This is a genomic window from Halomonas sp. I1 (assembly GCF_032334135.1).
Classification (GTDB): Bacteria; Pseudomonadota; Gammaproteobacteria; order Pseudomonadales; family Halomonadaceae; genus Halomonas.
Window position 1 is genome coordinate 42,518 of sequence record NZ_JAVXUS010000005.1, and the last position, 21,831, is coordinate 64,348.

The 21,831-nt window shown below is 64.7% G+C and carries 20 protein-coding genes and 1 riboswitch; of the genes, 15 read left to right on the forward strand and 5 right to left on the reverse strand.

Translation table 11 applies throughout. From position 1 onward, the window contains the following. Nucleotides 1-25 precede the first annotated feature (25 nt). Nucleotides 26-889: a MurR/RpiR family transcriptional regulator gene (locus RSO41_RS08160; protein ID WP_315618619.1), complete on the reverse strand. Its 864-nt coding sequence runs from the start codon at nt 887-889 to the stop codon at nt 26-28. 172 nt (nt 890-1,061) lie between these two features. Here RSO41_RS08160 and RSO41_RS08165 point away from each other — a divergent pair, with 172 nt between their 5' ends. The 4 genes from RSO41_RS08165 to ilvD all read left to right on the forward strand — a co-directional run bounded on the left by RSO41_RS08165 (nt 1,062) and on the right by ilvD (nt 6,591). Then, the gene (locus RSO41_RS08165; RefSeq protein WP_315618620.1) at nt 1,062-2,273 is read left to right on the forward strand and encodes an amino acid deaminase; all 1,212 of its coding nucleotides are present in this window, start codon (nt 1,062-1,064) and stop codon (nt 2,271-2,273) included. Nucleotides 2,274-2,609: 336 nt separating this feature from the next. Next, nucleotides 2,610-2,719, forward strand: a riboswitch (TPP riboswitch). Then, nucleotides 2,709-4,115, forward strand: coding sequence for a sodium:solute symporter family transporter (locus RSO41_RS08170; protein ID WP_315618621.1), 1,407 nt, complete (start codon nt 2,709-2,711; stop codon nt 4,113-4,115). (Overlaps the previous riboswitch by 11 nt.) Beyond that, nucleotides 4,112-4,816, forward strand: coding sequence for a TenA family protein (locus tag RSO41_RS08175; protein WP_315618622.1), 705 nt, complete (start codon nt 4,112-4,114; stop codon nt 4,814-4,816). The genes RSO41_RS08170 and RSO41_RS08175 overlap by 4 nt, the downstream gene beginning before the upstream one ends. 86 nt (nt 4,817-4,902) lie before the next feature. Beyond that, nucleotides 4,903-6,591: a dihydroxy-acid dehydratase gene (gene ilvD / locus RSO41_RS08180; RefSeq protein WP_275285829.1), complete on the forward strand. Its 1,689-nt coding sequence runs from the start codon at nt 4,903-4,905 to the stop codon at nt 6,589-6,591. Between the two features lie 6 nt (nt 6,592-6,597). On the opposite strand, the gene RSO41_RS08185 is transcribed toward ilvD, so the two are convergent. Further along, nucleotides 6,598-7,281: a hypothetical protein gene (locus tag RSO41_RS08185; RefSeq protein ID WP_315618623.1), complete on the reverse strand. Its 684-nt coding sequence runs from the start codon at nt 7,279-7,281 to the stop codon at nt 6,598-6,600. 118 nt (nt 7,282-7,399) lie between these two features. Continuing rightward, nucleotides 7,400-7,891, reverse strand: coding sequence for an XRE family transcriptional regulator (locus tag RSO41_RS08190; RefSeq protein ID WP_315618624.1), 492 nt, complete (start codon nt 7,889-7,891; stop codon nt 7,400-7,402). Between RSO41_RS08190 and lhgO the strand changes: the two genes are divergently transcribed. The 4 genes from lhgO (at nt 7,839) to RSO41_RS08210 (ending at nt 12,822) form a co-directional block, all read left to right on the forward strand. Continuing rightward, complete coding sequence (gene lhgO, locus RSO41_RS08195) at nt 7,839-9,035, forward strand: L-2-hydroxyglutarate oxidase (protein ID WP_315618625.1); 1,197 nt, start codon at nt 7,839-7,841, stop codon at nt 9,033-9,035. The genes RSO41_RS08190 and lhgO overlap by 53 nt on opposite strands. A gap of 162 nt (nt 9,036-9,197) precedes the next feature. Next, the gene (locus RSO41_RS08200) at nt 9,198-10,160 is read left to right on the forward strand and encodes a TAXI family TRAP transporter solute-binding subunit (RefSeq protein WP_315618626.1); all 963 of its coding nucleotides are present in this window, start codon (nt 9,198-9,200) and stop codon (nt 10,158-10,160) included. After that, entirely contained in the window at nt 10,160-10,753 is a 594-nt protein-coding gene (locus RSO41_RS08205) for a DUF1850 domain-containing protein (protein WP_315618740.1), read from the forward strand. Before RSO41_RS08200 ends, RSO41_RS08205 begins: the two co-directional genes overlap by 1 nt. Before the next feature lie 62 nt (nt 10,754-10,815). Beyond that, nucleotides 10,816-12,822, forward strand: a complete 2,007-nt coding sequence (locus RSO41_RS08210) for a TRAP transporter permease (protein WP_315618627.1) — start codon at nt 10,816-10,818, stop codon at nt 12,820-12,822. Between the two features lie 81 nt (nt 12,823-12,903). Here the strand turns inward: RSO41_RS08210 and RSO41_RS08215 are convergent, their stop codons facing one another. Then, nucleotides 12,904-13,560: a YbaY family lipoprotein gene (locus tag RSO41_RS08215; protein ID WP_315618628.1), complete on the reverse strand. Its 657-nt coding sequence runs from the start codon at nt 13,558-13,560 to the stop codon at nt 12,904-12,906. A 276-nt stretch (nt 13,561-13,836) separates the two neighbouring features. Here RSO41_RS08215 and purE point away from each other — a divergent pair, with 276 nt between their 5' ends. Both purE and RSO41_RS08225 read left to right on the forward strand, forming a co-directional pair. Further along, nucleotides 13,837-14,346 (forward strand): 5-(carboxyamino)imidazole ribonucleotide mutase, encoded by a 510-nt coding sequence (gene purE / locus RSO41_RS08220; protein ID WP_315618629.1) that lies wholly within the window; start codon nt 13,837-13,839, stop codon nt 14,344-14,346. A gap of 8 nt (nt 14,347-14,354) precedes the next feature. Then, nucleotides 14,355-15,467 carry a 5-(carboxyamino)imidazole ribonucleotide synthase gene (locus RSO41_RS08225; protein WP_315618630.1) on the forward strand — a complete coding sequence of 371 codons (1,113 nt, stop codon included), beginning with the start codon at nt 14,355-14,357 and terminating at the stop codon, nt 15,465-15,467. A gap of 127 nt (nt 15,468-15,594) precedes the next feature. On the opposite strand, the gene RSO41_RS08230 is transcribed toward RSO41_RS08225, so the two are convergent. Continuing rightward, complete coding sequence (locus RSO41_RS08230; protein ID WP_315618631.1) at nt 15,595-16,587, reverse strand: YeiH family protein; 993 nt, start codon at nt 16,585-16,587, stop codon at nt 15,595-15,597. Nucleotides 16,588-16,687: 100 nt separating this feature from the next. Here RSO41_RS08230 and RSO41_RS08235 point away from each other — a divergent pair, with 100 nt between their 5' ends. The 5 genes from RSO41_RS08235 (at nt 16,688) to RSO41_RS08255 (ending at nt 21,782) form a co-directional block, all read left to right on the forward strand. After that, nucleotides 16,688-17,584: a LysR substrate-binding domain-containing protein gene (locus tag RSO41_RS08235; protein WP_315618633.1), complete on the forward strand. Its 897-nt coding sequence runs from the start codon at nt 16,688-16,690 to the stop codon at nt 17,582-17,584. Between the two features lie 60 nt (nt 17,585-17,644). Further along, nucleotides 17,645-18,604 carry a LysR family transcriptional regulator gene (locus RSO41_RS08240; protein WP_315618634.1) on the forward strand — a complete coding sequence of 320 codons (960 nt, stop codon included), beginning with the start codon at nt 17,645-17,647 and terminating at the stop codon, nt 18,602-18,604. Nucleotides 18,605-18,783: 179 nt separating this feature from the next. Further along, on the forward strand, nt 18,784-19,296 hold the full coding sequence (locus tag RSO41_RS08245) for a TRAP transporter small permease subunit (protein WP_315618635.1): 513 nt from the start codon (nt 18,784-18,786) through the stop codon (nt 19,294-19,296). Then, nucleotides 19,293-20,615 carry a TRAP transporter large permease subunit gene (locus RSO41_RS08250; RefSeq protein WP_315618636.1) on the forward strand — a complete coding sequence of 441 codons (1,323 nt, stop codon included), beginning with the start codon at nt 19,293-19,295 and terminating at the stop codon, nt 20,613-20,615. Before RSO41_RS08245 ends, RSO41_RS08250 begins: the two co-directional genes overlap by 4 nt. A gap of 105 nt (nt 20,616-20,720) precedes the next feature. Further along, on the forward strand, nt 20,721-21,782 hold the full coding sequence (locus RSO41_RS08255; RefSeq protein ID WP_315618637.1) for a TRAP transporter substrate-binding protein: 1,062 nt from the start codon (nt 20,721-20,723) through the stop codon (nt 21,780-21,782). The last annotated feature ends 49 nt before the right edge of the window (nt 21,783-21,831 follow it).

Here is a 21,831-nt window from a genome sequence, read left to right on the forward strand (position 1 = left end):
CGTCAGCGCTTAGGGCGGGGAGCAGTCACTCCCCCAGTGGCTGGCGGTTGTCGCCGCCACGATGGGCATCGAGGGTGATCTTGAGCCGGCGCAGCTTGTCGCGGCTTCGATCCTGATGTCGCAGGGCGAGCTCGAGAGCCAGCACATCGATGGCGGCGAGCACGGCATAGCGCGATGCCGAGGGGTGATAGATGAAGTCGGTCTCGCGGGCGGCCACCGGCAGAATCACATCGGCGGTTTCGGCCAGGGGTGAGCCGTTGGCGGTGATCGCCACGACCCGCGCGCCGTACTGGCGGGCGATCTGTGCCGACTCGACGATCTCGGGCGTATAGCCGCTCACCGAGAGAGTGACCACCACATCGTCGGGCTCCAGGGTCGAGGCCACCATGCGTGGCAGCAGCGACTGCGGATAGGCGCTGATGGCATACCCCAGCCTGACCAGACGGAACTGCAGTTCCTGGGCCAGCATGGTGGAGCCGCCGCCGGCGCCGAACACCAGAATCTGGCGGGCGCCGTCGAGCAGTTCGATGGCACCGGCGACGTCGGCCTGTTCCATCAGTTCGCGATTGACGTCGAGTGTCTGGGTCGCGATGTCGTAGACGGCACCGAGTCCGTCGGTATCGCCGGCATCCTGGATGAAGCGTCGACCGGCCGCCAGGGCGTGCGTCAGTCGCCGCTTGAGATCGCGTACATTCTGGCACCCCACCGCCCGGGCGAAGCGGGTCACGCTGGCATCGCTGACGTCGGCGCGTTCGGCGATGGCGCCGATGCTGGCCTCGCTGACGAAATCGATATCGGCGAAGATCAATTCGGCGACCTTCTTTTCGGCGTCACGCAAGCCGGCGAAATCGCTGGTGATGCGTGACAGGATGTCGATGTCCTGAGTCACCGCTGTCTCCTGGCGTGTGATGAATGGCCTTGAGAGGTGTCGTCGTGGTTGCCTGTCGAACAAGGTATGGTATTTTCTAACAAGAAATCAATATCTGTGAAAGTTTTTATCAAGAGGGGTCGTCGGCAAGACGGTGGCTCAAGGCCGAGGCCCCAGGACGAGGAGTGGCGAAATGCGCGAGACGGCATCGAAAATGGGCGACAAGGGAACCCCGGAGGGCGGGCATTCACTGCTGGGGGGTGTGAGCCTGCCGGCGGCGGCGATACAGGCGGCACCACTGGCGCATAACTTGACGTGGATGCAGCGTTTCGCCGAGTCGCATGGTGCCCAGCTGGCGCCGCACGGCAAGACCACCATGACGCCCGCGCTGTTCCGTCGCCAGCTCGAGGCCGGCGCCTGGGGCATCACCCTGGCCACCGCGCCGCAGTGTCGCGCGGCCTTCGCCAGTGGCGTCGTGCGAGTGCTGATGGCCAACCAGTTGGTGGGCCATGCCAACATGGCGATCATCGCCGAATTGCTCGAGGCGGGCGCCGATTTCTTCTGTGTGGTCGATAGTGAGGTCAACGCGCGGGATCTGGGGCATTTCTTCGCCGAACGTGGCTTGACGCTCAAGGTGCTGATCGAACTGGGCGTCGAGGGCGGTCGTACCGGCTGCCGCTCCGTGGAGGCGGTCAGGGAACTGGCGCGGGTCGTCGATGCTGAGCCGGGCCTGGCATTGGCCGGCATGGAAGGCTACGAGGGCGTGGTGCATGCCGAGGATCCGGTGCCGGCGATTCGCGATTATGCCTCTCAGCTGGTCGAGGCGGCCCGCTGCCTGGATGACGAGGGTCGGCTCGCCGTGGACATGCCGATCATCACCGCGTCGGGGTCGGCCTGGTACGACCTGATCGCCGAGGCCTTCGATACGGCCGAGCTGCGTCGACGCTTCACGCCGGTGATTCGTCCTGGCTGCTATGTGGTGCACGATCACGGCATCTACCGCCAGGCCCAGCGCGGCGTGCTGTCGCGGCGTCCCGATCTGCATGAAGGATTGCGGCCGGCGCTCGAGGTCTTCGCCCAGGTGCAGTCATTGCCGGAACCTGGATTGGCGATCGTCGCGCTCGGCAAGCGCGATATCGGCTTCGACCATCTTCCCGAGCCGCTGCGGCGCTATCGGGAAGGCGGTTCGGTGGATGAGGTGCTGAGCGTCGAGGGCTGGGAGATCACCAAGTTGATGGACCAGCATGCCTTCATCCGCCTGCCCGAAGACGCCGACGATGTGCGGATCGGCGATGTGGTGGCCTTCGGTGCCTCGCATCCCTGCCTGACCTTCGACAAGTGGCGGCGGATCTGTCTGGTCGATGAGCGGCTGACCGTGACCGAGATGCTCGAAACGGCATTTTAGGGTCTGTACGAAAATTGCCAGCGCTCGCCGACTTCCAGGACAAGGTCCAGGCGCCCCGGGGCTATCGCCGTTGGATCTGGCGAGGGGCGCCGGGGACAGGTCGAAGAGGGGGTCCGATGCCATGGATGGCATCGGTAGCGCCCAGGGAGGGGTTCACAGCGCCCCCTCGCAGGCCTGTCGACGGATCAGCCCCGAGCGACAAAGCGTAACTGCGATAACCCTGCTAAGCGCCCCGGGGCATTCGTCTTCCGGCGACGAGTATGGCATGCTGTCGGGCGGCCTTTTCGGGCTGCCGTGGAAACGTCGCGTTCGGCGCCGTTTCCCTCACAATTCATCCACTGTCGCCAGGGGAGTCTCGTCATCGACGGGACTGAGAGAGCGCGTGACGCTGACCCTGGAACCTGATCCGGTTCATGCCGGCGGAGGAAGCGCGACATGCCTTACCTGACGTCAGCCGTGCTTGGCGCGGCGCTGCTGTGTTTTGCCTACCTGGGCCTGCGGGCCCGCCGGGCCGATGGCCCCCTCGATGACTATGTGACCGCTAGGAACTCCCAGGGCGCTCAGTCGATCGGTCTTTCCTTCCTGGCCTCGAGCATGGGGGCCTGGATTCTCTTTGCGCCGCCGGAAATCGGCGCCTTCGTGGGACCGGTGGCGCTGGCCGGCTATGCCGTCGGTTCGGCGCTGCCCTTCGTCGTGCTGGGGCTGTATGGCCCGGTGATTCGTCGGCACCTGCCCGAGGGGCGCAGTATCGGCGAGTTCGCCGAGGCGTGCTATGGCGTCGGCGTGCGACGCTGGGTTGCGCTGGTCTCGATTCTCTACATGGCGTGTTTCCTGGCCGCCGAGCTGACGGCCATCGGTGCGATCGCGTCCTTGCTGTCCGAGGTGCCGCCGTCGCTGGTGGTGATCGGCGTGGCCGTCGTCACCCTGGTGTATACGGTACTGGGCGGTTTGCGTGCCAGCCTGGCAACGGATCGCTGGCAGGCCTGGCTGCTGCTCGGGTTGTTGGTGCTGGTTGCCGGTGTGTCCGTATGGCGCCTGCCGCCATTGCCGGCGGAGGCGACGATGCCTTCCACGTCCACCGGCGGGGCGCTATCGGTGGCGTTGACCCTGGTCATCGCGGTGACGGCGGCCAACCTCTTCCACCAGGGCTACTGGCAACGCATCTGGGCGGCCGAGACGAGCCAGGCATTGGGACGAGGCGCCCTGCTGGGCTGTGGCAGTGTTCTGGTGGTGATCATGGCGATCGGTGGCCTCGGCATGCTGGCCGCCATGCAAGGGTTGCCATTGGGTGAGCCGCCGATTCCCTTTTTCGCCCTGCTGACCGAGGCGCCGAGCTGGCTCGGCGTGCCGGCACTGGTGCTGGCCGTCACCCTGGTGGCGTCGAGTGTGGATACCCTGCAGAACGCCATCGCCTCGCTGGTGGTGGCGGGGTCCGGCCGTCGCGGGTTGTCCATCGGCACCGCACGGCTGGTCACCGTGGCCTTGATGGTTCCGGTGGTGGTGATCGCCCTGCAGGGGCTGTCCGTGTTGCGCCTGTTCCTGGTCGCCGACCTGCTGTGCGCGGCCATCGTGGTGCCGGTACTGCTGGGGCTGTGGCGTCGCATGAGCCCGCTGGCTGCGGTGGCCGGCGGGGTCGCCGGCCTGCTGGGCGCGGTGCTGCCGGGCTGGGTGAGCCAGGGTGAGCCGGTGGCTGGCCTCCTGGCGGCGAGTTTCCCGGGGGGCGTGCCGACACTGCCGCCGTTCCTCGGTGCCCTGGTGGCTTCCACCCTGGTCAGCCTGCTGGTTGCCGGCTTTCGGCCCACCACACGCCACCCCCTGACAAGTGAAGGAGACACGCCATGACATCGCGCACCAACTGGCAGACATGGGCCGCCGGCCGGGAAGCGCCCCGCATCACCGACTGGCTGCGCGAGATCAGCGAGCCCGACTGGTCCGCGACCGTGCAACACCCGCTGTTCGATGACCTGGCCTCCGGACGTCTGGAGGGCGCGCGCTTCGCCGCCTACATGGTGCAGGATTACGGGTTCGTGGATCCCTTCACCGCCTTGATCGGCCATGCCATCGGTCATGCGCCGAACATGGAGGACCGCGTGGTGCTGGGGCAGTTCATGGGCATGCTGACCAGTGACGAGAACAGCACCTTCCAGCGGACCTTCGAGGCTTTCGGGGTGTCGGCCCGGACCGAGTACCTGCCGGCGACCCGCGACTTCCGGAAGCTGCTGCGCGATACCGGCACGGGACGCGCGCCTTCCGGCGAAGGGCGCTATGCCGAGATGCTGGCGGTCCTGGTGGTCACCGAATGGCTCTATCTGGATTGGGCGACCCGGATTTCCCGCGCCGAGGGCCTGCATCCGCTGATGGACGAGTGGATCGACCTGCATGACAACCCGGACTTCCGGGCCTTCGTCGACTGGCTGCGCCGTCGTCTGGACGAAGAGGCGGCCGGGCTCGATGACGCCGACTTCTCGCGGATGGCCGAACGCTTCCGCGAGACGGTGGCCAAGGAGCTGGCGTTCCACGACGCCGTCCATCCTCGTCGCTGATCCGGACATCGGCTCGACCGGGTTGCCATGGCGGGCGCGGCCAGCCACCCTCTGAAGGTCAGACTAGCGACCCGAGGAGAGCCCGCATGAGCGATACACCCAGTGACTCACGTCGCCGATATTCCGCCCCGGTGGTGGATGGCATCGGCAAGTCGGCCAGCCGCGCCATGTTGCGCGCGGTCGGTTTTTCCGATGACGACTTCAGCAAGCCGCAGGTGGGCATCGCCTCGACCTGGAGCCAGGTCACGCCCTGCAACAGCCATCTCGCCGAGCTGGCCGACCGGGCCAGTGCCGGCGCCGATGCGGCCGGTGGCAAGGGAGTGGTCTTCAACACCATCACCATTTCCGATGGCATCGCCAACGGTACCGAAGGCATGAAGTATTCGCTGGTGTCGCGAGAGGTGATCGCCGACTCCATCGAGACGGTGGCCGGCTGCGAGGGCTTCGACGGCCTGGTGGCGCTGGGCGGCTGCGACAAGAACATGCCGGGATGCCTGATGGGGCTGGCCCGTCTGAATCGTCCCAGCGTCTTTGTCTATGGCGGGACCATCATGCCCGGCGCCGACCATACCGATCTGGTCTCGGTGTTCGAGGCCATGGGCGCCCACAGTCGTGGCGATCTCGACCTCATCGACGTGAAACGCATCGAGGAAACGGCGATTCCCGGCCCCGGCGCCTGCGGTGGCATGTACACCGCCAACACCATGGCTTCGGCCATCGAGGCGCTGGGCATGAGCCTGCCGGGCAGCTCCGCTCAGAACGCCGTGTCAGACGAGAAACGCGGCGATAGCCAGGCGGCGGGGGAGGCGGTGCTCAAGCTGCTCGAGCACGACATCAAGCCCTCGGACATCATGACCCGCGAGGCCTTCGAGAATGCCATCACGGTGGTGATCGCGCTGGGTGGCTCGACCAATGCCGTGCTGCACCTGATTGCCATGGCGGACACCATCGGCGTGTCGTTGAGCCTCGATGACTTCACCGCCATCGGCCGTCGAGTGCCGGTGCTCGCCGACCTGCGTCCCAGCGGCCATTACATGATGAGCGAGCTGGTCGCCATCGGCGGCATCCTGCCGTTGATGAAGACCCTGCTCGATGCCGGCCTGCTGCATGGCGACTGCCTGACGGTGACGGGCAAGACGCTGGCCGAGAACTTGGCCGAGGTGGCGCCTTATCCCGATGGACAGTCGATCATTGCCCCGCTGGAGGCCCCGCTCAAGGACGAGAGCCACCTGCGCATTCTCTACGGCAATCTGGCGCCGGAAGGCGCGGTGGCCAAGATCACCGGCAAGGAGGGGACGCACTTTACCGGCACGGCGCGGGTATTCGGTTCGGAAGAAGAAGCCCAGGCGCGTATCAACGATGGCGTCGTGGTGGCCGGCGACGTGGTGGTCATTCGTTACGAAGGGCCTCGCGGCGGGCCGGGCATGCGCGAGATGCTGACGCCGACCTCGGCGATCATGGGGCGGGGCCTCGGCGATCAGGTCGCCTTGATCACCGATGGGCGCTTCTCCGGCGGCAGTCACGGTTTCGTGGTCGGCCACGTCACGCCCGAGGCCTTCGACGGCGGCCCGCTGGCACTGCTGGAGGATGGCGACCGCATCACCATCGACGCCGAGGCCAACACCATCGACGTGGCCCTGGACGATGATGAGCTGGCGCGTCGGCGCGCCGCCTGGCAGCGTCCCGAGCCACGTTATACCCGTGGTGCCCTGGCCAAGTACGCCCGAGTCGTCAGCTCGGCCTCGATGGGCGCGGTGACCGATCGCCTGGAGTGACTCGCGTCACTCCGAGACGGCCGAACGCATCATGTCCTCGAAGGTCTTGGCGTTCTCGGGCAACTCGAAGATATCCGGCGCCGGGGAGGCGTCGGATAGCTCGGCCAGCTGGAAGCGGTCACCGAAGCGCAGCATGCCAAGTCCGCGTTCTTCCAGCGTCGTGGCAATGGGGTCGGGTTCACCGGTCATGGTGCGCTGATACTCGTGGAAGGCCGACATCAGTTCCCGCACCTGGGCGTCATCGCTGAGCACGATTTCGTCATCGTGCGAGGTGCCACTCTTGTCGGTCCACTGGAGCCGGTAGACCTCGCCCTCGAGGCCGGCGATGGATTCGCTGTCGCCCGTGGATTCGAGGGCGTCGACCTGGCTGGCCTGCTGGCCGGTCATGGTCTCGACCTCACCCCCGCCCATGTTTTCGGCCATGTCCTTCAGCTTGGCCATGTCCATGACCATTGTCTGCCCCTGCATCTGGCTGACCATGTAGCCCTTGCCGTCGCGCAGCAGCATGAAGCCGGCCTGTGACTGGTCGGGGAAATCCATCCGCAGGTTATCGCCGGCCCAGCGGACGTCCATGGTGACGCCGCCCTGGTCCGACTGGGCTTCCAGCTTGGCACTGCCATCGGCCATCGCGGAGGACGAAGCGGCCATGACAAGCCCGGTGGCCAGCAGGCCGGTAGCGAGGTATCGCATGGGGCACTCCCAGTATCGCTGATCGTTGAAGGCTGGCTGTCCGGGACAGCCTGGTTGTGGAGGTTGCGAAAGCGGGCGGCGGCGGCACGCACAACAAGCCGCCGCCGCGTATGCGTCGTCAGGACGTGAGTTCGGGGTCGATGGTCCGCCGCAGGCTTTGCAGCTCGTCGAGCGTCAGCTGCTCCAGGCGCCCGGCGAGGAGGTCGCTGATCTTCTGCATCGGCAGGCCGGCTCGACGGGCGATATCGCGGCTGCCGAGATCCGATACGGCGATCAGCCGTGTGATGATGCGCATGAGGCGCGTGCGTTGTTCAAGGTCCCTGACGTCGAGGTCAGGGCATCTTCGTGGAGGAGGATCGCTGGGATCCGTCTCGCAGGTATGGCTTGCCGTGCTCATGATGCTCCAATGGGACGGGTCGACCGCTACAGGATGCAACCTTTTTCCCACTTTCGCCAGTGTCTCGCAAGCCCGATTTGGAAGGACGTCGAGGGGAGGCCGGCCGACAGGGCGAAGGGACGGATCCGGCGGCACGTTTCTACGACAAAAGAGGCAGGCGATGCACGACTTCATCATCATCGGCGGCGGCATTCTCGGTATGTCCACCGCCATGCAGCTCAAGCAGGCCTATCCGGATCGGCGCATGCTGCTCGTGGAAAAGGAAGCGGCGCCGGCGCGTCACCAGACAGGCCACAACAGCGGCGTGATCCATGCCGGCGTCTATTACACGCCGGGCAGTCTCAAGGCGCGCTTTTGTCTGGCAGGCAACCGGGCCACCAAGGCCTTCTGCGACGGCCACGACATCCCTTACGAGAGCTGCGGCAAGCTGCTGGTGGCCACCAGCGAGCTGGAAAAGCAGCGCATGGAGGCGCTCTGGGAACGCACCGCGGCCAATGGGCTGGAGCGCGAGTGGCTGAGCGGCGAGGCGCTGCGCGAGCGCGAACCCAATATCACCGGCCTCGGTGGCATCTTCGTGCCATCCAGCGGTATCGTCGACTACGCCGCCGTGACGCGTGCCATGGCCGCCGAGTTCGAGCGGCTGGGTGGCGAGATTCGCTATGACGCCGAGGTGACCGCCCTGGCGGAGCGTCGCCGGGAGGTGGTGGTAACGACCTCGCAGGGTGAGTTCATCGGTCGCTACCTGGTGACCTGCTCCGGGCTGATGGCCGACCGGGTGGTGCGTATGCTGGGCCAGGACCCGGGCTTCACCATCTGCCCCTTTCGCGGCGAGTACTATCAGTTACCCGAACGCCACAATGACATCGTCCATCATCTGATCTATCCGATTCCGGACCCCTCGATGCCGTTTCTCGGCGTGCACCTGACCCGCATGATCGACGGCTCGGTCACCGTGGGGCCCAATGCCGTGCTGGCCTTCAAGCGCGAGGGCTATCGGCGACGGGACGTCTCGCTGCGCGACCTCGCCGGCATGGCCGCCGATTCCGGCGTTCTCAGGGTGCTGGGCAGGAACCTGCGGCCAGGACTCGTCGAGATGAAGAATTCGCTGCACAAGCGGGGGTATCTGGAACTGGTGCGCAAGTACTGCCCGAGCCTGACCCTGAATGACCTGGGGCAATATCCGGCCGGCGTGAGGGCCCAGGCGGTGACCCGGGACGGCAAGCTGGTCGACGACTTCCTGTTCGTCAGTACGCCACGCACGCTCAATGTGGGCAATGCCCCGTCGCCGGCGGCCACCTCGGCGCTGCCCATCGGCGGCCATATCGTCGAGAAGCTCAAGCAGCAGGTGGCCGACTGATTGAGCCGCGACGAGCGACTACGACCTTGGGAGACTTGTCTCCTGGACGCAGAAGCGTGGAAATGGTGGCTGGCCCCTCCGCCGGGGGGCTGCTAGCGTTTCTCGGGGCGGCCGATGCCGCCGATCACGACAACGAGGTTCGAATCGCAACGGAGGTTATTCATGCGCGCTCTCAAATATGCTCTGGCGGCTTCGCTGCTGGTGGCTGCGCCCGCTGCGGTGGCGCAGCAGCAGCTGTCCATCGCCACCGGCGGTACCGGCGGTACTTATTATCCCTACGGCGGTGGCTTGGCCGAGCTGATCAAGGAACATGTCGATGGCTATGATGCCGTGGCCGAGGTAACGGGCGCATCGGTAGAGAACATGGGGCTGGTCTGGCGTGGCGATTCCGACATGGCGCTGGCCCTGGCCGATACCGTCTATCAGGCCTATACCGGAACCGGTGATTTCGAGGACCGCCAGCTCGAGAACATTCGGGCCCTGGCCTCCGTGTATCCCAATGCCGTGCAGATCGTGACCATGGCGGATTCCGGCATCGAGTCCCTGGCGGATCTCGAGGGCAAGATCGTCTCGGTGGGAGCGCCGGGAAGTGGCACCGAGCTCAATGCCCGGGCCTTGCTGGAGTCCAACGGCATCAGTTACGACGATTTCGAAGCGCGCCGCCTCAACTTCAACGAGACTGCCGATGCCATCCGCGACGGCGATATCGATGCCGGCTTCTGGAGCGTAGGGCCGCCCACCAGCTCGATCATGAACCTGGCCACCACTCGCGACATCCGCCTGATCGGCCTGAGCGACGAGCAAGTCGCCAACGCCCGGGAAGAGGTCCCGGTGTTCGCGCCCTATGAACTGCGCGCCGATCTCTACGAAGGCATGGAGGAACCGGTGCAGACGATCGGCATTCCCAACATTCTGGCGACCAATGCCGAAATGGACGAGGAACTGGCCTACCAGGTCACCAAGACGCTGTTCGAGCACACCGACCAGTTGATCGCCATCCATCCGGCGGCCAATGACACCACCGTGAAATTCAGCGTCGACTCCACGCCCATTGCCTTCCATCCGGGGGCATTGCGCTACTACGAGGAGCAAGGGGTCGAGATCGAGGATCGTCAACGTCCGTGATGACGTCTCGATCGTTGCGCTTGATACTGGGGCGGGCTCGAGGGTCCGCCCTGTTGCTGTGGCTGGCATGGATGCTGGTGCCGTTGCCGGCGCTGGCCGGTTGCCCGGACCATGGGTTGCGGGTAACCGACGCCGATGGGCGGGCACTGGTGAACCTGCCGATGCCGGAAGGGGCCGGCTGGTGCCTGGCCTGGAATCATTCGGTGGAAGGCTTCGCCGTGCACGATTGCTACCGCAATGAGGGTGGTCATATGGTGCTGGAGCGTAGCCATCTGCCGGACTTCGCCGCCGGGCTCGACCACATTCCCGGCCGAGGACGCCAGGTTTCCGACGGCCGGGGCGGTTACTGGATCGAGGACATCGATGAGCCGGTTCCCGGCGATCGCTACCGACTGCGCGTCGGTGCCATGCGTGTCGACCATCGACTGGTGCGCCATGGCGAGCCGAGCCTGCGCACCCTGCTCGAGCGAGCGAGGGAGCAGGGCTGCGGCTTCGGTGGCGCTATCCCCGTCAGTGACGATGCGGTCGTGATCAGCCTCAGTGAACTCGCCGCCAACGAAGGCGTGACCATCAGCCTGACGACCAACCCGTGACATCACCGCATCGCGCCGAGGGATCGGGCGATGCATCATCCGTCGTTGCGAGAGACTCTTTCATGAGCGATTCGGGTAATTCCCCCGTCATTCCCGGCAGCCAGGCCAGGCATTCGCGGCCCGTGCTCTGGCTGATCAGCCTGGTGGCCGTGGTGCTGTCGCTGTTCCAGCTCTATTCCGCCGGTATCGAACCGCTGGGGCTCTTCTACCAGCGCAGCATTCACCTGGCGCTGATCATGATGCTGGCCTTTCTGATGTTTCCTGTGTTCGGCTCCAAGCGGCCCCGAGGCGTGGTCGGGGGCCTGGTCGACCTGGTGTTCTTCGCCGGCGCGGTGATCACCGGGGGGTATCTGGTGCTGTATCTCGACGAGATCATCAATCGGGCCGGGTTCTGGACCCAGACCGATATCGTGATCGGCTGCATCGCCACCATCACCGTGCTCGAGGCGAGTCGTCGTGCCGTGGGAGCCGGCATGACGGTGATCGGCATGATCGCCATTCTCTACGCTTTCGCCGGGTCGCGCGGTGAACTGCCCTGGCTCGGCGAGTGGTTGCCCGGCATCCTCGAACACCGTGGCTATAGCCTGGATCGCCTGGTCGGGCAGCTCTATCTGGGGCAGGAAGGCATCTTCGGCCTGCCCATGGGGGTGGCGGCCACCTACATCTTCATCTTCGTGCTTTTCGGTGCCTTTCTCGAGATTACCGGTGCCGGCAAGTTCTTCATCGATCTGGCCTACGCCGCCACTGGTCGGCAGCGTGGCGGTCCGGCCAAGGCGGCGGTCATCGCCTCGGCCGGCATGGGCTCGATCTCGGGCAGCGCCATCGCCAATGTGGTCACCACCGGCGCCTTCACCATTCCGCTGATGAAGCGTCTGGGCTATCGGCCACACCAGGCCGGTGGTATCGAGGCGGCGGCGTCCACCGGTGGGCAGATCATGCCGCCGCTGATGGGGGCGGGGGCTTTCCTGATTGCCGAATATACCCGCATGCCGTATCTGGATGTGGTCAAGGTCAGCATCCTGCCGGCGGTCATGTACTTCGCCACTGTCTACCTGTTCGTGCATATCATCGCCTTGAAGCAAGGCATGCAGGGCATGAGCAAGGACGAACTTCCGCAGATGCGCGACGTGATGGGAGCCGGGTGGCACTTCCTGCTGCCGCTGGCGGTCCTGGTGTGGCTGCTGGTGATGAACCTGTCGCCGATGCGGGTCGGCTATTACGCCATCCTGACCATGCTGACGGTGGCAGCCCTGCGCTTTTTCATCTGGATGGTCTTCGTGGCGCCGAAGCAGGGGCAGCCGGTCACGGCGAGCGCCCTGAAACTCGCTGTGCGCAATGGGGCGCTCAAGGTACTCGAGGGGCTCGAACTCGGTGCCCGCAATGCCGTGGCGGTGTCCATGGCCTGTGCCGTGGCTGGAATCATCGTTGGCGTGGTCGGGCTTACCGGCCTGGGCCTGAAATTCTCGGCAATGATGATGGCCTTCTCCAATGGTCACTTGCTGCTGGCACTGGTCATGGTGCTGCTGGCCAGCCTCGTCCTGGGCATGGGGCTACCGGTGACCGCCAGCTATATCGTGCTGATCGTACTGGTGGGACCGGCGTTGACTGCCGAGTTCGGTGTGCCGCTGTTGATCGCGCATCTGGTGGTGTTCTGGTATTCCCAGGATTCCAACGTCACGCCTCCCATTGCCCTGGCCGGTTTTGCCGGTGCGGCGATTGCGGGCAGCAAGCCGATGGATACGGGCTTTCAGGCCTGGAAGTTCGCCAAGGGGCTCTATCTGATCCCGCTGTTCATGGTCTATAACCCGGAGATCATCATGGGCGGGCCGCTGCCGTTGCTGATATGGACGGCGCTGACCGGTTTCCTGGCGCTGGGCGCCTTTGCTGCGGCGTTGGAAGGTTTCCTGTTCACGCGCATGTCGATGCCGGTGCGCCTGGTGCTGGTCCCGGCGATGATCGCCGTCTTCTATCCGAACCTGATGGCCGAGGTCATCGGGGCGGTGGTGATGGTCGTGGCGATCACGGGTAACTGGCTGGCGAGTCGGCGCCAGGCGGCCGTCACAGGGTAGCGGTTTTCGGGGCTCCGAGAATGACAAGGCCCCGCTCGAGCGGGGCCTTGTCATGGTGCCGTGGTGCGGCAGCTTGCAGGGTTACTGCCCGGACCCGCTCTCCGGAGCGGGCTCCTGCATGTCGGTGGCCTGCTCGTTGACCTCGTCCAGTGAGCCGGCGGTGCCGCCCTGGGCATCGGTATTTTCCGCTTCTTCCTTCAGCATGTCCTGCTGGGCTTCCTGCAGGCTGGCGCCGTCCGGAGTGGTATTCACTGGTTCCAGAACCAGAGTGACCGGACCCTGCTTGGCGTCGGGGCCGACCTCGACGGTGTGACGGGAGGTCGTGGTCCAGAGCAGTTCTCCCTCGTCACCATGCAGGGCCGCGCGCAGACCATGTGTGTGCTCGGGATTCACGTCGGCGGTGTCGTAATCGAGCCGGAACTCTACCGGGGCCTCGTTGCCGGGGGTGACGCGGGTCTCGGCGATGGTGGTCGCGGGGGCATCGGCCCGGGAAACGTCGCGCAGGCTGATCATGACGTCGGCCCCGTCCGGGAGCGGCACGTCGGTTGCAGAGAACTCCAGCACGCCCTCGAGGGTACGGGCGACGGATGCCTCGCTCTGGGCTTCCTGGTTCGAGGCATCGGCCTGCTCGGTCTGGGTGCTCTCGGCGTTATCCTGCCCGGCCTCCTTGGCGTCGTCGCAACCGGCCAGGATCAGGGTCCCTGTCAGGGCGGCGATCAATAGCAGGGGACGTTTCATGGGTATGCTCCGTAACGGGGAAGAGTGGGTTGCTGGGGCCGACTTTGTGACTTGATATTAACCATCAAGTTCGCATGCAGCGTGAAATCCGCTGTCGCTCCGTGGTGACAACGCCGCTTCCCGGTACCCGACGAAACGGGGAGAGGTAGGCGCGGTGCGGCTCTGTTAGAATGGTTAACTTCCACTTTTCCATGTGTCGAATGGCTTCGCCATTCGGCGTGTCATTGTTTTGTGAATGGGGTCTGTGAACGCCCCGTTTGTTGCGAGGAGCCCTGGATGCCAGCAAACGAGTCGCCGCGTGTCGGCGTAATCATGGGGTCGCAGTCCGACTGGCCCGTCATGGAACATGCCGTCGAGATGCTCGAGCGCCTGGGGGTAGCCTGCGAGACCCGAGTGGTCTCGGCCCACCGTACCCCCGACCTGTTGTTCGATTATGCCAAGTCCGCCGCCGAGCGTGGTCTTCAGGTGATCATCGCCGGTGCCGGAGGCGCGGCCCATCTGCCAGGCATGGTGGCCTCCCAGACGGCACTGCCGGTGCTGGGCGTGCCGGTGGAGTCCAAGTCGCTGAAGGGGCTGGATTCTCTGTTGTCGATCGTGCAGATGCCCGGTGGTGTTTCCGTGGGCACCCTGGCGATCGGCAAGGCCGGCGCCACCAATGCGGGGCTGATGGCCGCACAGATCGTCGGCTTGCAGGAAGCTCCGGTGCGCGAGGCAGTAGAGGCTTTCCGCGCCGAACAGACTCGCAAGGTGCTGGATAACCCCGATCCGCGTCCCGATTCACAGTGAGGCAAACCATGAATATCGGTGTACTGGGAGCCGGCCAACTGGGCCGGATGCTGGCCCTGGCGGGGTATCCGCTGGCCAATCGTTTTACCTTCCTCGACACCACCGGCCACCCCAGCGCCGGCATTGGTGATGTCATGGTGGATACCGACCAGAAGCATCTGGCCGACTTCCTGGCCAAGGTCGACCTGGTGACCTACGAGTTCGAGCATCTGCCGGTGCCGCTGGTTCAGGCGATCGAGGAGCACAAGCCGGTTCATCCCTCCAGCGAGGCAATCCGGATTTGCCAGCATCGCGCCGAGGAGAAGGCGTTGTTCGACCGTCTGGGAATTCCCACGCCGGCCTATCGTCTGGTGGAGAGCGCCGAGGAACTGGAGGACGCGGTACGCGAGCTGGGAACGCCGGTCGTCGCCAAGTCGGTGACCGAAGGCTACGACGGCAAGGGTCAGGCGGTGATCAAGTCGCCGTCCGAGGCCGCCGAGGCCTGGCGATCCATCCATCATCCTCGGCTGATCGTCGAGGCCTTCGTCGACTTCGTGCGCGAAGTATCGATCATCGCCGTGCGGGGGCGCGACGGTCAGGTGGTCTTCTATCCAATGGCCGAGAACCTTCACGTGGACGGCATTCTGCGCTACTCGCTGGCGCCCATGCCGGACCTCGATGCTGGCATTCAGGATACCGCCGATGGCTATATCCGGGCGTTGCTCGATGAGCTCGATTACGTCGGGGTACTGACCCTGGAGCTTTTCCAGATGCCGGACGGCGGGCTGCTGGCTAACGAGATGGCGCCCCGGGTGCACAATTCCGGCCACTGGACCATGGACGGCGCGGTGACCAGCCAGTTCGAGAACCACCTGCGAGCCATCCAGGGGTTGCCGCTCGGTGACACCGCTGCCCGGATGCCGTCCTGCATGGTCAACATCATCGCCCAGGAAGGCGAGCCGGCGCGTTTGCTCGAGATCGAGGATGCCCACCTGCATCGCTACGACAAGAGCGAGCGCCCCGGCCGCAAGCTGGGACACGTCAACCTGGTGGCACCGACCCACGAGGCCCTGGTGGAAAAGGTACGGGCCTGCGCGGCTCTGTTGCCCGGCGCACCGGCGCCGCGTTTCAGTTTCGAGTAAGCCAAGGCGTCTTCGATACGCATGACGAAGCCGCGCCCCGAGCGCGGCTTCGTGCTATCTCCTTACGTCCATCTCCTCAGGCCTATCGCTTTCCTCTTCCTTCTTCACTCTTCTTTCTTTGATCTCTTCAACCCATCAGCAGGCTGCTGGCCAGCCACCCCCCGCCGATCAACAGTAAAAACAGGGTCAGTGCCAGAATGAAGGGGCGGACGCCCAGGGCACGCAACTTCTCCAGCCGTGTCTCGAAGCCCAGGGCGGCCATGGCCATGGTCAGCGCGACCTGGCCGGCCAGCACCAGGCCATCGTGCAGGGGCGCCGGCAGGGCGACCAGGCTGTTGAACACCACCATGGCCATGAAGCCGAAGGCGAACCAGGGAATCACCAGGCCACCGCCTGTCTTGCCCTCGGCGGGAGCATGGCGTCGCAGCCACCACTGACCGACGATCAGCAGGAAGGGCACCAGCAGCATGACCCTGACCAGCTTGACGATCACCGCATTGGCCAGCGCCTCGGGGCCCACCGCTTCGCCGGCGGCCACGACCTGGGCGACCTCGTGAACGGTGGCACCGATATAGATGCCGAAGAGGCCCTCGTCCATGCCCATCAGCGGATATAACAGCGGGTAGACGAGCATCGCCAGCGAACCGAACAGCACCACGGTGGCGACCGCCATGGCCGTGGCGGCCGGACGCGAGCGAATGGTGGACTCGGTGGCCAGCACGGCGGCGGCACCGCAGATGGCGCTACCGGCACTGGTCAGCAGCGTCGTTTCGCGGTCCATGCCCAGCACGCGAGTGCCGATCACGTAACCTGCCGTCAGTACGCTGGCAATCACCAGCATGTCCAGCAACAGGACCTTGGGGCCCAGGGCGACGACCTGCTGCAGGGTCAGCGACAGGCCGAACAGCACGATGCCGCCGCGCAGCAGCCAGCGAGTGGCGAAGGCAAGGCCGGGGCCAGCGTGTGCAACCCGGCGCGCCAGGGGCAGGTTGCCTGCCAGGATGCCGAGCAGCAATGAAGCCACCAGGGGACTGATGCCACTTTCGGCCAGGCCGGGGAGTCGTACCAGACTGAATCCGGCGATGGTCAGCGTGATGCATATCAACAGGCCTTGCCGCATGCTGGGATCCTCGTCGACGTTGTGTCTGTCGAGCATCCTATGCGCTAATAGCTCATCTGGTTATCAACTAATAACGAAACCTCTCTTCGGAAAAACCGATATGACGACCTCGGTCAGCTTTCGGCAATTGCAAGTCTTCGTCACGGTGGCGCGGCTGGGCACGGTGAGTGCGGCGGCAGAGTCGCTGAGCCTGTCGCCGTCGGCGACCAGCCAGGCACTGTCCGATCTCGAGCGCCACCTCGGGGTGACGTTGTTCGAGCGCCCGGGGCGTCGCCTACTGCTCAATGAACTGGGCCGTCGGATGATGCCGCGGGCGGAAGAGCTGCTCGAGGGCGTCGCGGATTTCGTGGCGACCGCCCGGGAGCCCGAGGGAGAGCTTCACGGGGCGCTCAGCGTATCCGCCAGCGCCACTGTGGGCACCTACCTGCTGCCCGGGCTGGCCGGGCGCTTCAGCGAACACCACCCGGCAGTGGATCTGCGTCTCAAGTTGCGCAATACGTTCGAGGTCATCACCGATGTACTGCGCCTCGAAGCGGACCTGGGGCTGATCGAGGGGGAGTGCCGAGAGCCGCGCCTGGCCAGCGAGGCCTGGTGCGAGGACCGACTGGTCATCGTCGCCGCACCGAGCCATCCGTTGTCGGCGCGGGCATGGCTCGATGACGACACCCTCGCCGAAGCGGACTGGATCCTGCGCGAGTCGGGCTCTGGCACCCGGTCGGTCTTCGAGCGGGCGATGCAAGCCCGTAGTCTGCCCCCCAAGGGGCGAATGGAGCTGGGACAGCATGAGGCCATCAAGCAGGCCGTGCGTGCCGGCCTGGGGCTAGGCTGCCTGTCCCGGCTGAGCGTGGCTGGCGAACTCGAGCGAGGTGAACTGGTGGCGCTCGACAGCGAGCTGTCGCTGCGCCGGACCTTTTCGCTGGTGTGGCATCCCGAGCGTTATCGCAGCCCGCTGTGGCAGGCCTTCAAGGTGTTCCTCGTCGAATCGATACCGTCGTGACGCGCCCGGCGCGTGTCGCCATGGCATGCTGTGGGTCGGCCAGGACAAGGGAGACAGGGGATGCGAAACGGCTTCGGGTTTGACCTGCGCAGCATGGAAATCTTCGTCGAGACGCTGGAGCGCGGCAGCCAGAGTGCCGCTGCGGATTATCTCGGCATCAAGCAGTCCTCGGTGTCGCAGAGCCTGGCCAATCTCGAAGAGGCGCTGGGCGTGGCCTTGTTCGATCGTCGTTCGCGGCCGCTGGAGGCAACCAGCGCCGGGCGTTTCTTTCATGATCGTGCCAAGCGATTGCTCAAGGAGGCGCGTGTGACGCGCCGCGAGCTGGTTTCCGGTGGTTTCGGCCAGTTGCATCAGGTTCGCCTGGCCCTGGTCGACTCGCTGGCCACCGCCGTGGGCAAGCCGCTGATCGAGGTAATCCGTCGTCATACTCGCGACCATACCCTGACCACCGGCTTGTCACATATGCATGCCCATTCACTGCTGACGCGGCATGTGGACGTGATCATCTCCGATGACCCCTTGCAGGATTACGATGGCCTGGAGCGTCATTCCATACTACGCGAGCCCTTCGTGCTGGTGCTGCCCGGTAGCTGGAGCGGGCCGGTCAACAACCTGCGTTGGCTATCGCGACAGCTGGATTTCGCTCGTTATGTACCGCACTCGCTGATCGGCCAGACCATCGAGCGCTATCTGCGCCTCGAGGGACTGGAATTGCCGCCACGTCTGCATCTCGACAACACCTGCGCCCTGATGCGGCTGGTCAGCCATGGCGTGGGATGGACCATCACCACACCACTGTGCCTGTTCCAGGCGGGGCTCGATACGCTCGACCTGCGTATCGAACCTCTGCCTGTTTCGTCGCTGAGCCGGGAACTGACCCTGGTCGCCCGACGTGACGAGCTCGGCGATCTGCCGGCGCAACTGGCCAGCGATGCACGTCGCCTGCTCGATGGCGAGTTTCGACAGGCGTTGCAGGCACGCCATGCGTGGCTGGAGGCATCCCTGGGGCGGTTTTCCTGAGACGGCTCCCCCGGGACCGATTTCAACACCGTATCACCGAGTGCAGGCGCTTTTCGTACAGACCCTGATATCGGTTTTACCTATAGCTCGGGCGTCATCCAGACCGATGCATGTGGCGCGGTTGACACCCCGCATCCAAGCTTTGTTGCAGCATCGCTTCGGGGAGACGGGGAAACGCCATGCCGAGACCGATACGCCTCTACGTTCACTACGTGGACCGCTTCAATCGCCGCGTCGGGCGCCTGGTGATGTATCTGATCTTCATCATGATCGGGGTGCTGCTCTATGCCTCGATCTCGCGGACCCTGTTTGACAGCCCGTTGATATGGGGTGTCGAGGTGTCGCAGTTCCTGATGGTGTCCTATTACCTGCTCGGTGGCGCCTACTCGATGCAGCTCGGCGAACACGTGCGCATGGATCTGTTCTACTCGCGTTGGTCGGTGCGCACCCGGGCCCTGGTCGATGGACTCACCATCCTGCTGTTGATCGTCTTTCTGGTGGTGTTGTTGCTCGGCGGCATCTCCAGCACGAGCTATGCCGTCCAGTATGGCGAAACCAACTACTCTTCATGGGCACCGCCCCTGGCGCCCATCAAGGCGCTGATGACGTTCGGCATTCTGCTGATGTTGCTGCAGAGCCTCTCGACGCTGTTCAAGGACGTGGCCTGTCTGCGTGGGGAGGCGCTGTCATGAGCTACGCGATGATCGCCCTGACCATGTTCTCGTCGATGATGCTGTTGCTGCTGACCGGCCAGCGTGTGTTCGGCGTGATCGGCTTCGTCGGTGCCGCCTCGGCACTGCTGTTATGGGGAGACGGCGGCGTCGAGATGCCGTTCAGTGCCAGCATTCAGTTGATGAACTGGTATCCGCTGCTCACCTTGCCGTTGTTCATCTACATGGGCTACATGCTGTCGGAATCCGGTATCGCCAGCGAGCTCTACGAGATGTTTCACGTCTGGATGGGCTCGCTCAAGGGCGGCCTGGCGGTGGGCACGATCGGCCTGATGGTCGTGGTATCGGCGATGAACGGCTTGAGCGTGGCGGGCATGGCGATCGGGGCGACCATCGCGTTGCCCGAGCTGCTGCGGCGGGGCTACGACAAGATCATGGTGACCGGCGTGATCCAGGCCGGCAGCTCCCTCGGCATTCTGGTGCCGCCCAGTGTGGTGCTGGTGCTGTATGGCATGATCGCGCGCCAGCCCGTCAGTCAGTTGTGGCTCGCCGGGGCCATCCCCGGCCTGATCCTGGCGACGATGTTCGTGCTCTACATCGTCATTCGTTGTCGCCTGCAACCGAGTCTCGGTCCGGCGCTTCCCGAAGAGGAACGGCGGATGCCGCTGCGTGACAAGTTGGCCCTGCTGCGCGCCGGCATTGTGCCCCTGGCGATTTTCTTCGCCATGACCGGCCTGTTCCTGATGGGTGTGACAAGCCTGGTCGAGAGCGCCGCCGTGGGGGCTCTGGCCGCCACCCTGGCGGCCCTGCTCAAGGGGCGCCTGAACATGACGGTCATCGAGGGCACCGTGCGCAAGACCCTCGGCATCACCTGCATGTTCATGTGGATCATCCTCGCGGCACTGTGCTTCGGCGCCGTCTTTGATGGCCTCGGCGCGGTGCGGGCGATCGAGTCGATATTCCTCGACAACATGGGACTGAGCCCCTGGCAGATTCTCGTGATGATGCAGCTGTCCTACATCCTGCTGGGCATGTTCCTGGATGACACCGCCATGCTGGTGATCGTGGCGCCCCTCTACGTGCCGCTGGTCATCACGCTCGGCTATGACCCGATCTGGTACGGCGTGCTCTATACCATCACCGTGCAGATCGCCTACATGACGCCGCCCTTCGGCTACAACCTGTTCCTGATGCGTGCCATGGCGCCACCGGAGGTGTCGCTCTCCGACATCTATCGCAGTGTCTGGCCGTTCGTCGGCATCATGCTGCTGGGACTGGCGTTGATCACCATCTTCCCGCAACTGGCGCTTTGGCTGCCTGAGCTGGTGCGTGGCTACTGAGGCGACTTCGGGAGGTACGCCAAGCGCAACTATAAAGGTGTTACCCATGGCCTCGGTGCATGCCGGGCCGCTCGACAACAACAACGTAGTGAAGGAGATGAGGTCATGACCAATAATCGTCGCGACTTTCTGAAGAAGGCTGGAATGGCCGGTGCCGCTTCGGTCGGCGCCGCCGCCTTTCCCGCGCCCTATGTCCATGCCCAGTCGAAAAACCCGATCCGTTGGCGCCTGCAGACCTATGCGGGACCGGCACTGGCGGAACACGTCATCAAGCCTTCCATCGATGCCTTCAATCGGGCCGCCAACGGCGAGATGGAGATCGAGCTGTACTTCTCCGATCAACTGGTTCCCACCGGCGAGCTGTTCCGGGCCATGCAGAGAGGAACCATCGATGCAGTGCAGAGCGACGATGACTCGATCAATGCACCGGTCGATGTGTCGGTGTTTGGTGGCTATTTCCCGTTCGCTTCCCGATACAGTCTCGATGTGCCCACCCTGTTCAACCATTACGGACTGAAGGAGATCTGGGAAGAGGCCTACAACGAGATCGAGAACGTGACCTGGCTCGGTTCGGGATCCTGGGACCCGTGCAATTTCGTGACGCGCGAACCGATTCGCAGTATCGCTGACCTCGAAGGCAAGCGCGTGTTCACCTTTCCCACCGCCGGACGCTTCCTGAGCCGTTTCGGGGTTGTGCCGGTGACCCTGCCGTGGGAAGACATCGAAGTGGCGATGCAGACCCGAGAACTCGATGGCATCGCCTGGGCCGGCATCACCGAGGCCTACACCGTCGGTTGGGCCGATGTCAGCAAGTACTACCTGACCAACAATATCTCCGGTGCCTGGGCGGGTTCCTACTTCGCCAACAGCGAGCGCTGGGAAGCGCTGCCCGAACATCTCAAGACGCTGTTCCGGCTGTGCATGGATAGCTCCCATTACTATCGCCAGCATTGGTATTGGTGGGGCGAGGCCCACTATCGCACCCAGGGCGGCAAGCTCGAGCTGACCTCGATCCCCGAGTCCGAATGGCAGACGATAGAGGACGAGGCGCTGACATTCTGGGACGAGATTGCCGAGCAGAGCGAGCGCAATGCTCGGGTCGTGAAGATTCTCAAGGAGTATCGCCAGATCATGCAGCAGGCCGGCCCTCCCTACCGCTATGCCTGAATCGAAACTCCGGCTCGGTGCGGGGAACTCCGCCCCGCCCGGCCGGAAA

Excerpts from the sequence above, each read along its gene's own strand:
- RSO41_RS08185 (WP_315618623.1), bottom strand. The coding sequence starts at position 7,281 with ATGCGATACCTCGCTACCGGCCTGCTGGCCACCGGGCTTGTCATGGCC.
- RSO41_RS08250 (WP_315618636.1), top strand. The coding sequence starts at position 19,293 with ATGAGCTACGCGATGATCGCCCTGACCATGTTCTCGTCGATGATGCTG.
- purE (WP_315618629.1), top strand. The coding sequence starts at position 13,837 with ATGCCAGCAAACGAGTCGCCGCGTGTCGGCGTAATCATGGGGTCGCAG.
- RSO41_RS08235 (WP_315618633.1), top strand. The coding sequence starts at position 16,688 with ATGACGACCTCGGTCAGCTTTCGGCAATTGCAAGTCTTCGTCACGGTG.
- RSO41_RS08215 (WP_315618628.1), bottom strand. The coding sequence starts at position 13,560 with ATGAAACGTCCCCTGCTATTGATCGCCGCCCTGACAGGGACCCTGATC.
- RSO41_RS08210 (WP_315618627.1), top strand. The coding sequence starts at position 10,816 with ATGAGCGATTCGGGTAATTCCCCCGTCATTCCCGGCAGCCAGGCCAGG.
- RSO41_RS08200 (WP_315618626.1), top strand. The coding sequence starts at position 9,198 with ATGCGCGCTCTCAAATATGCTCTGGCGGCTTCGCTGCTGGTGGCTGCG.
- RSO41_RS08230 (WP_315618631.1), bottom strand. The coding sequence starts at position 16,587 with ATGCGGCAAGGCCTGTTGATATGCATCACGCTGACCATCGCCGGATTC.
- RSO41_RS08205 (WP_315618740.1), top strand. The coding sequence starts at position 10,160 with ATGACGTCTCGATCGTTGCGCTTGATACTGGGGCGGGCTCGAGGGTCC.
- RSO41_RS08170 (WP_315618621.1), top strand. The coding sequence starts at position 2,709 with ATGCCTTACCTGACGTCAGCCGTGCTTGGCGCGGCGCTGCTGTGTTTT.
- lhgO (WP_315618625.1), top strand. The coding sequence starts at position 7,839 with ATGCACGACTTCATCATCATCGGCGGCGGCATTCTCGGTATGTCCACC.
- RSO41_RS08165 (WP_315618620.1), top strand. The coding sequence starts at position 1,062 with ATGCGCGAGACGGCATCGAAAATGGGCGACAAGGGAACCCCGGAGGGC.
- RSO41_RS08240 (WP_315618634.1), top strand. The coding sequence starts at position 17,645 with ATGCGAAACGGCTTCGGGTTTGACCTGCGCAGCATGGAAATCTTCGTC.
- RSO41_RS08175 (WP_315618622.1), top strand. The coding sequence starts at position 4,112 with ATGACATCGCGCACCAACTGGCAGACATGGGCCGCCGGCCGGGAAGCG.
- RSO41_RS08225 (WP_315618630.1), top strand. The coding sequence starts at position 14,355 with ATGAATATCGGTGTACTGGGAGCCGGCCAACTGGGCCGGATGCTGGCC.
- ilvD (WP_275285829.1), top strand. The coding sequence starts at position 4,903 with ATGAGCGATACACCCAGTGACTCACGTCGCCGATATTCCGCCCCGGTG.
- RSO41_RS08190 (WP_315618624.1), bottom strand. The coding sequence starts at position 7,891 with ATGGCGGTGGACATACCGAGAATGCCGCCGCCGATGATGATGAAGTCG.
- RSO41_RS08245 (WP_315618635.1), top strand. The coding sequence starts at position 18,784 with ATGCCGAGACCGATACGCCTCTACGTTCACTACGTGGACCGCTTCAAT.
- RSO41_RS08255 (WP_315618637.1), top strand. The coding sequence starts at position 20,721 with ATGACCAATAATCGTCGCGACTTTCTGAAGAAGGCTGGAATGGCCGGT.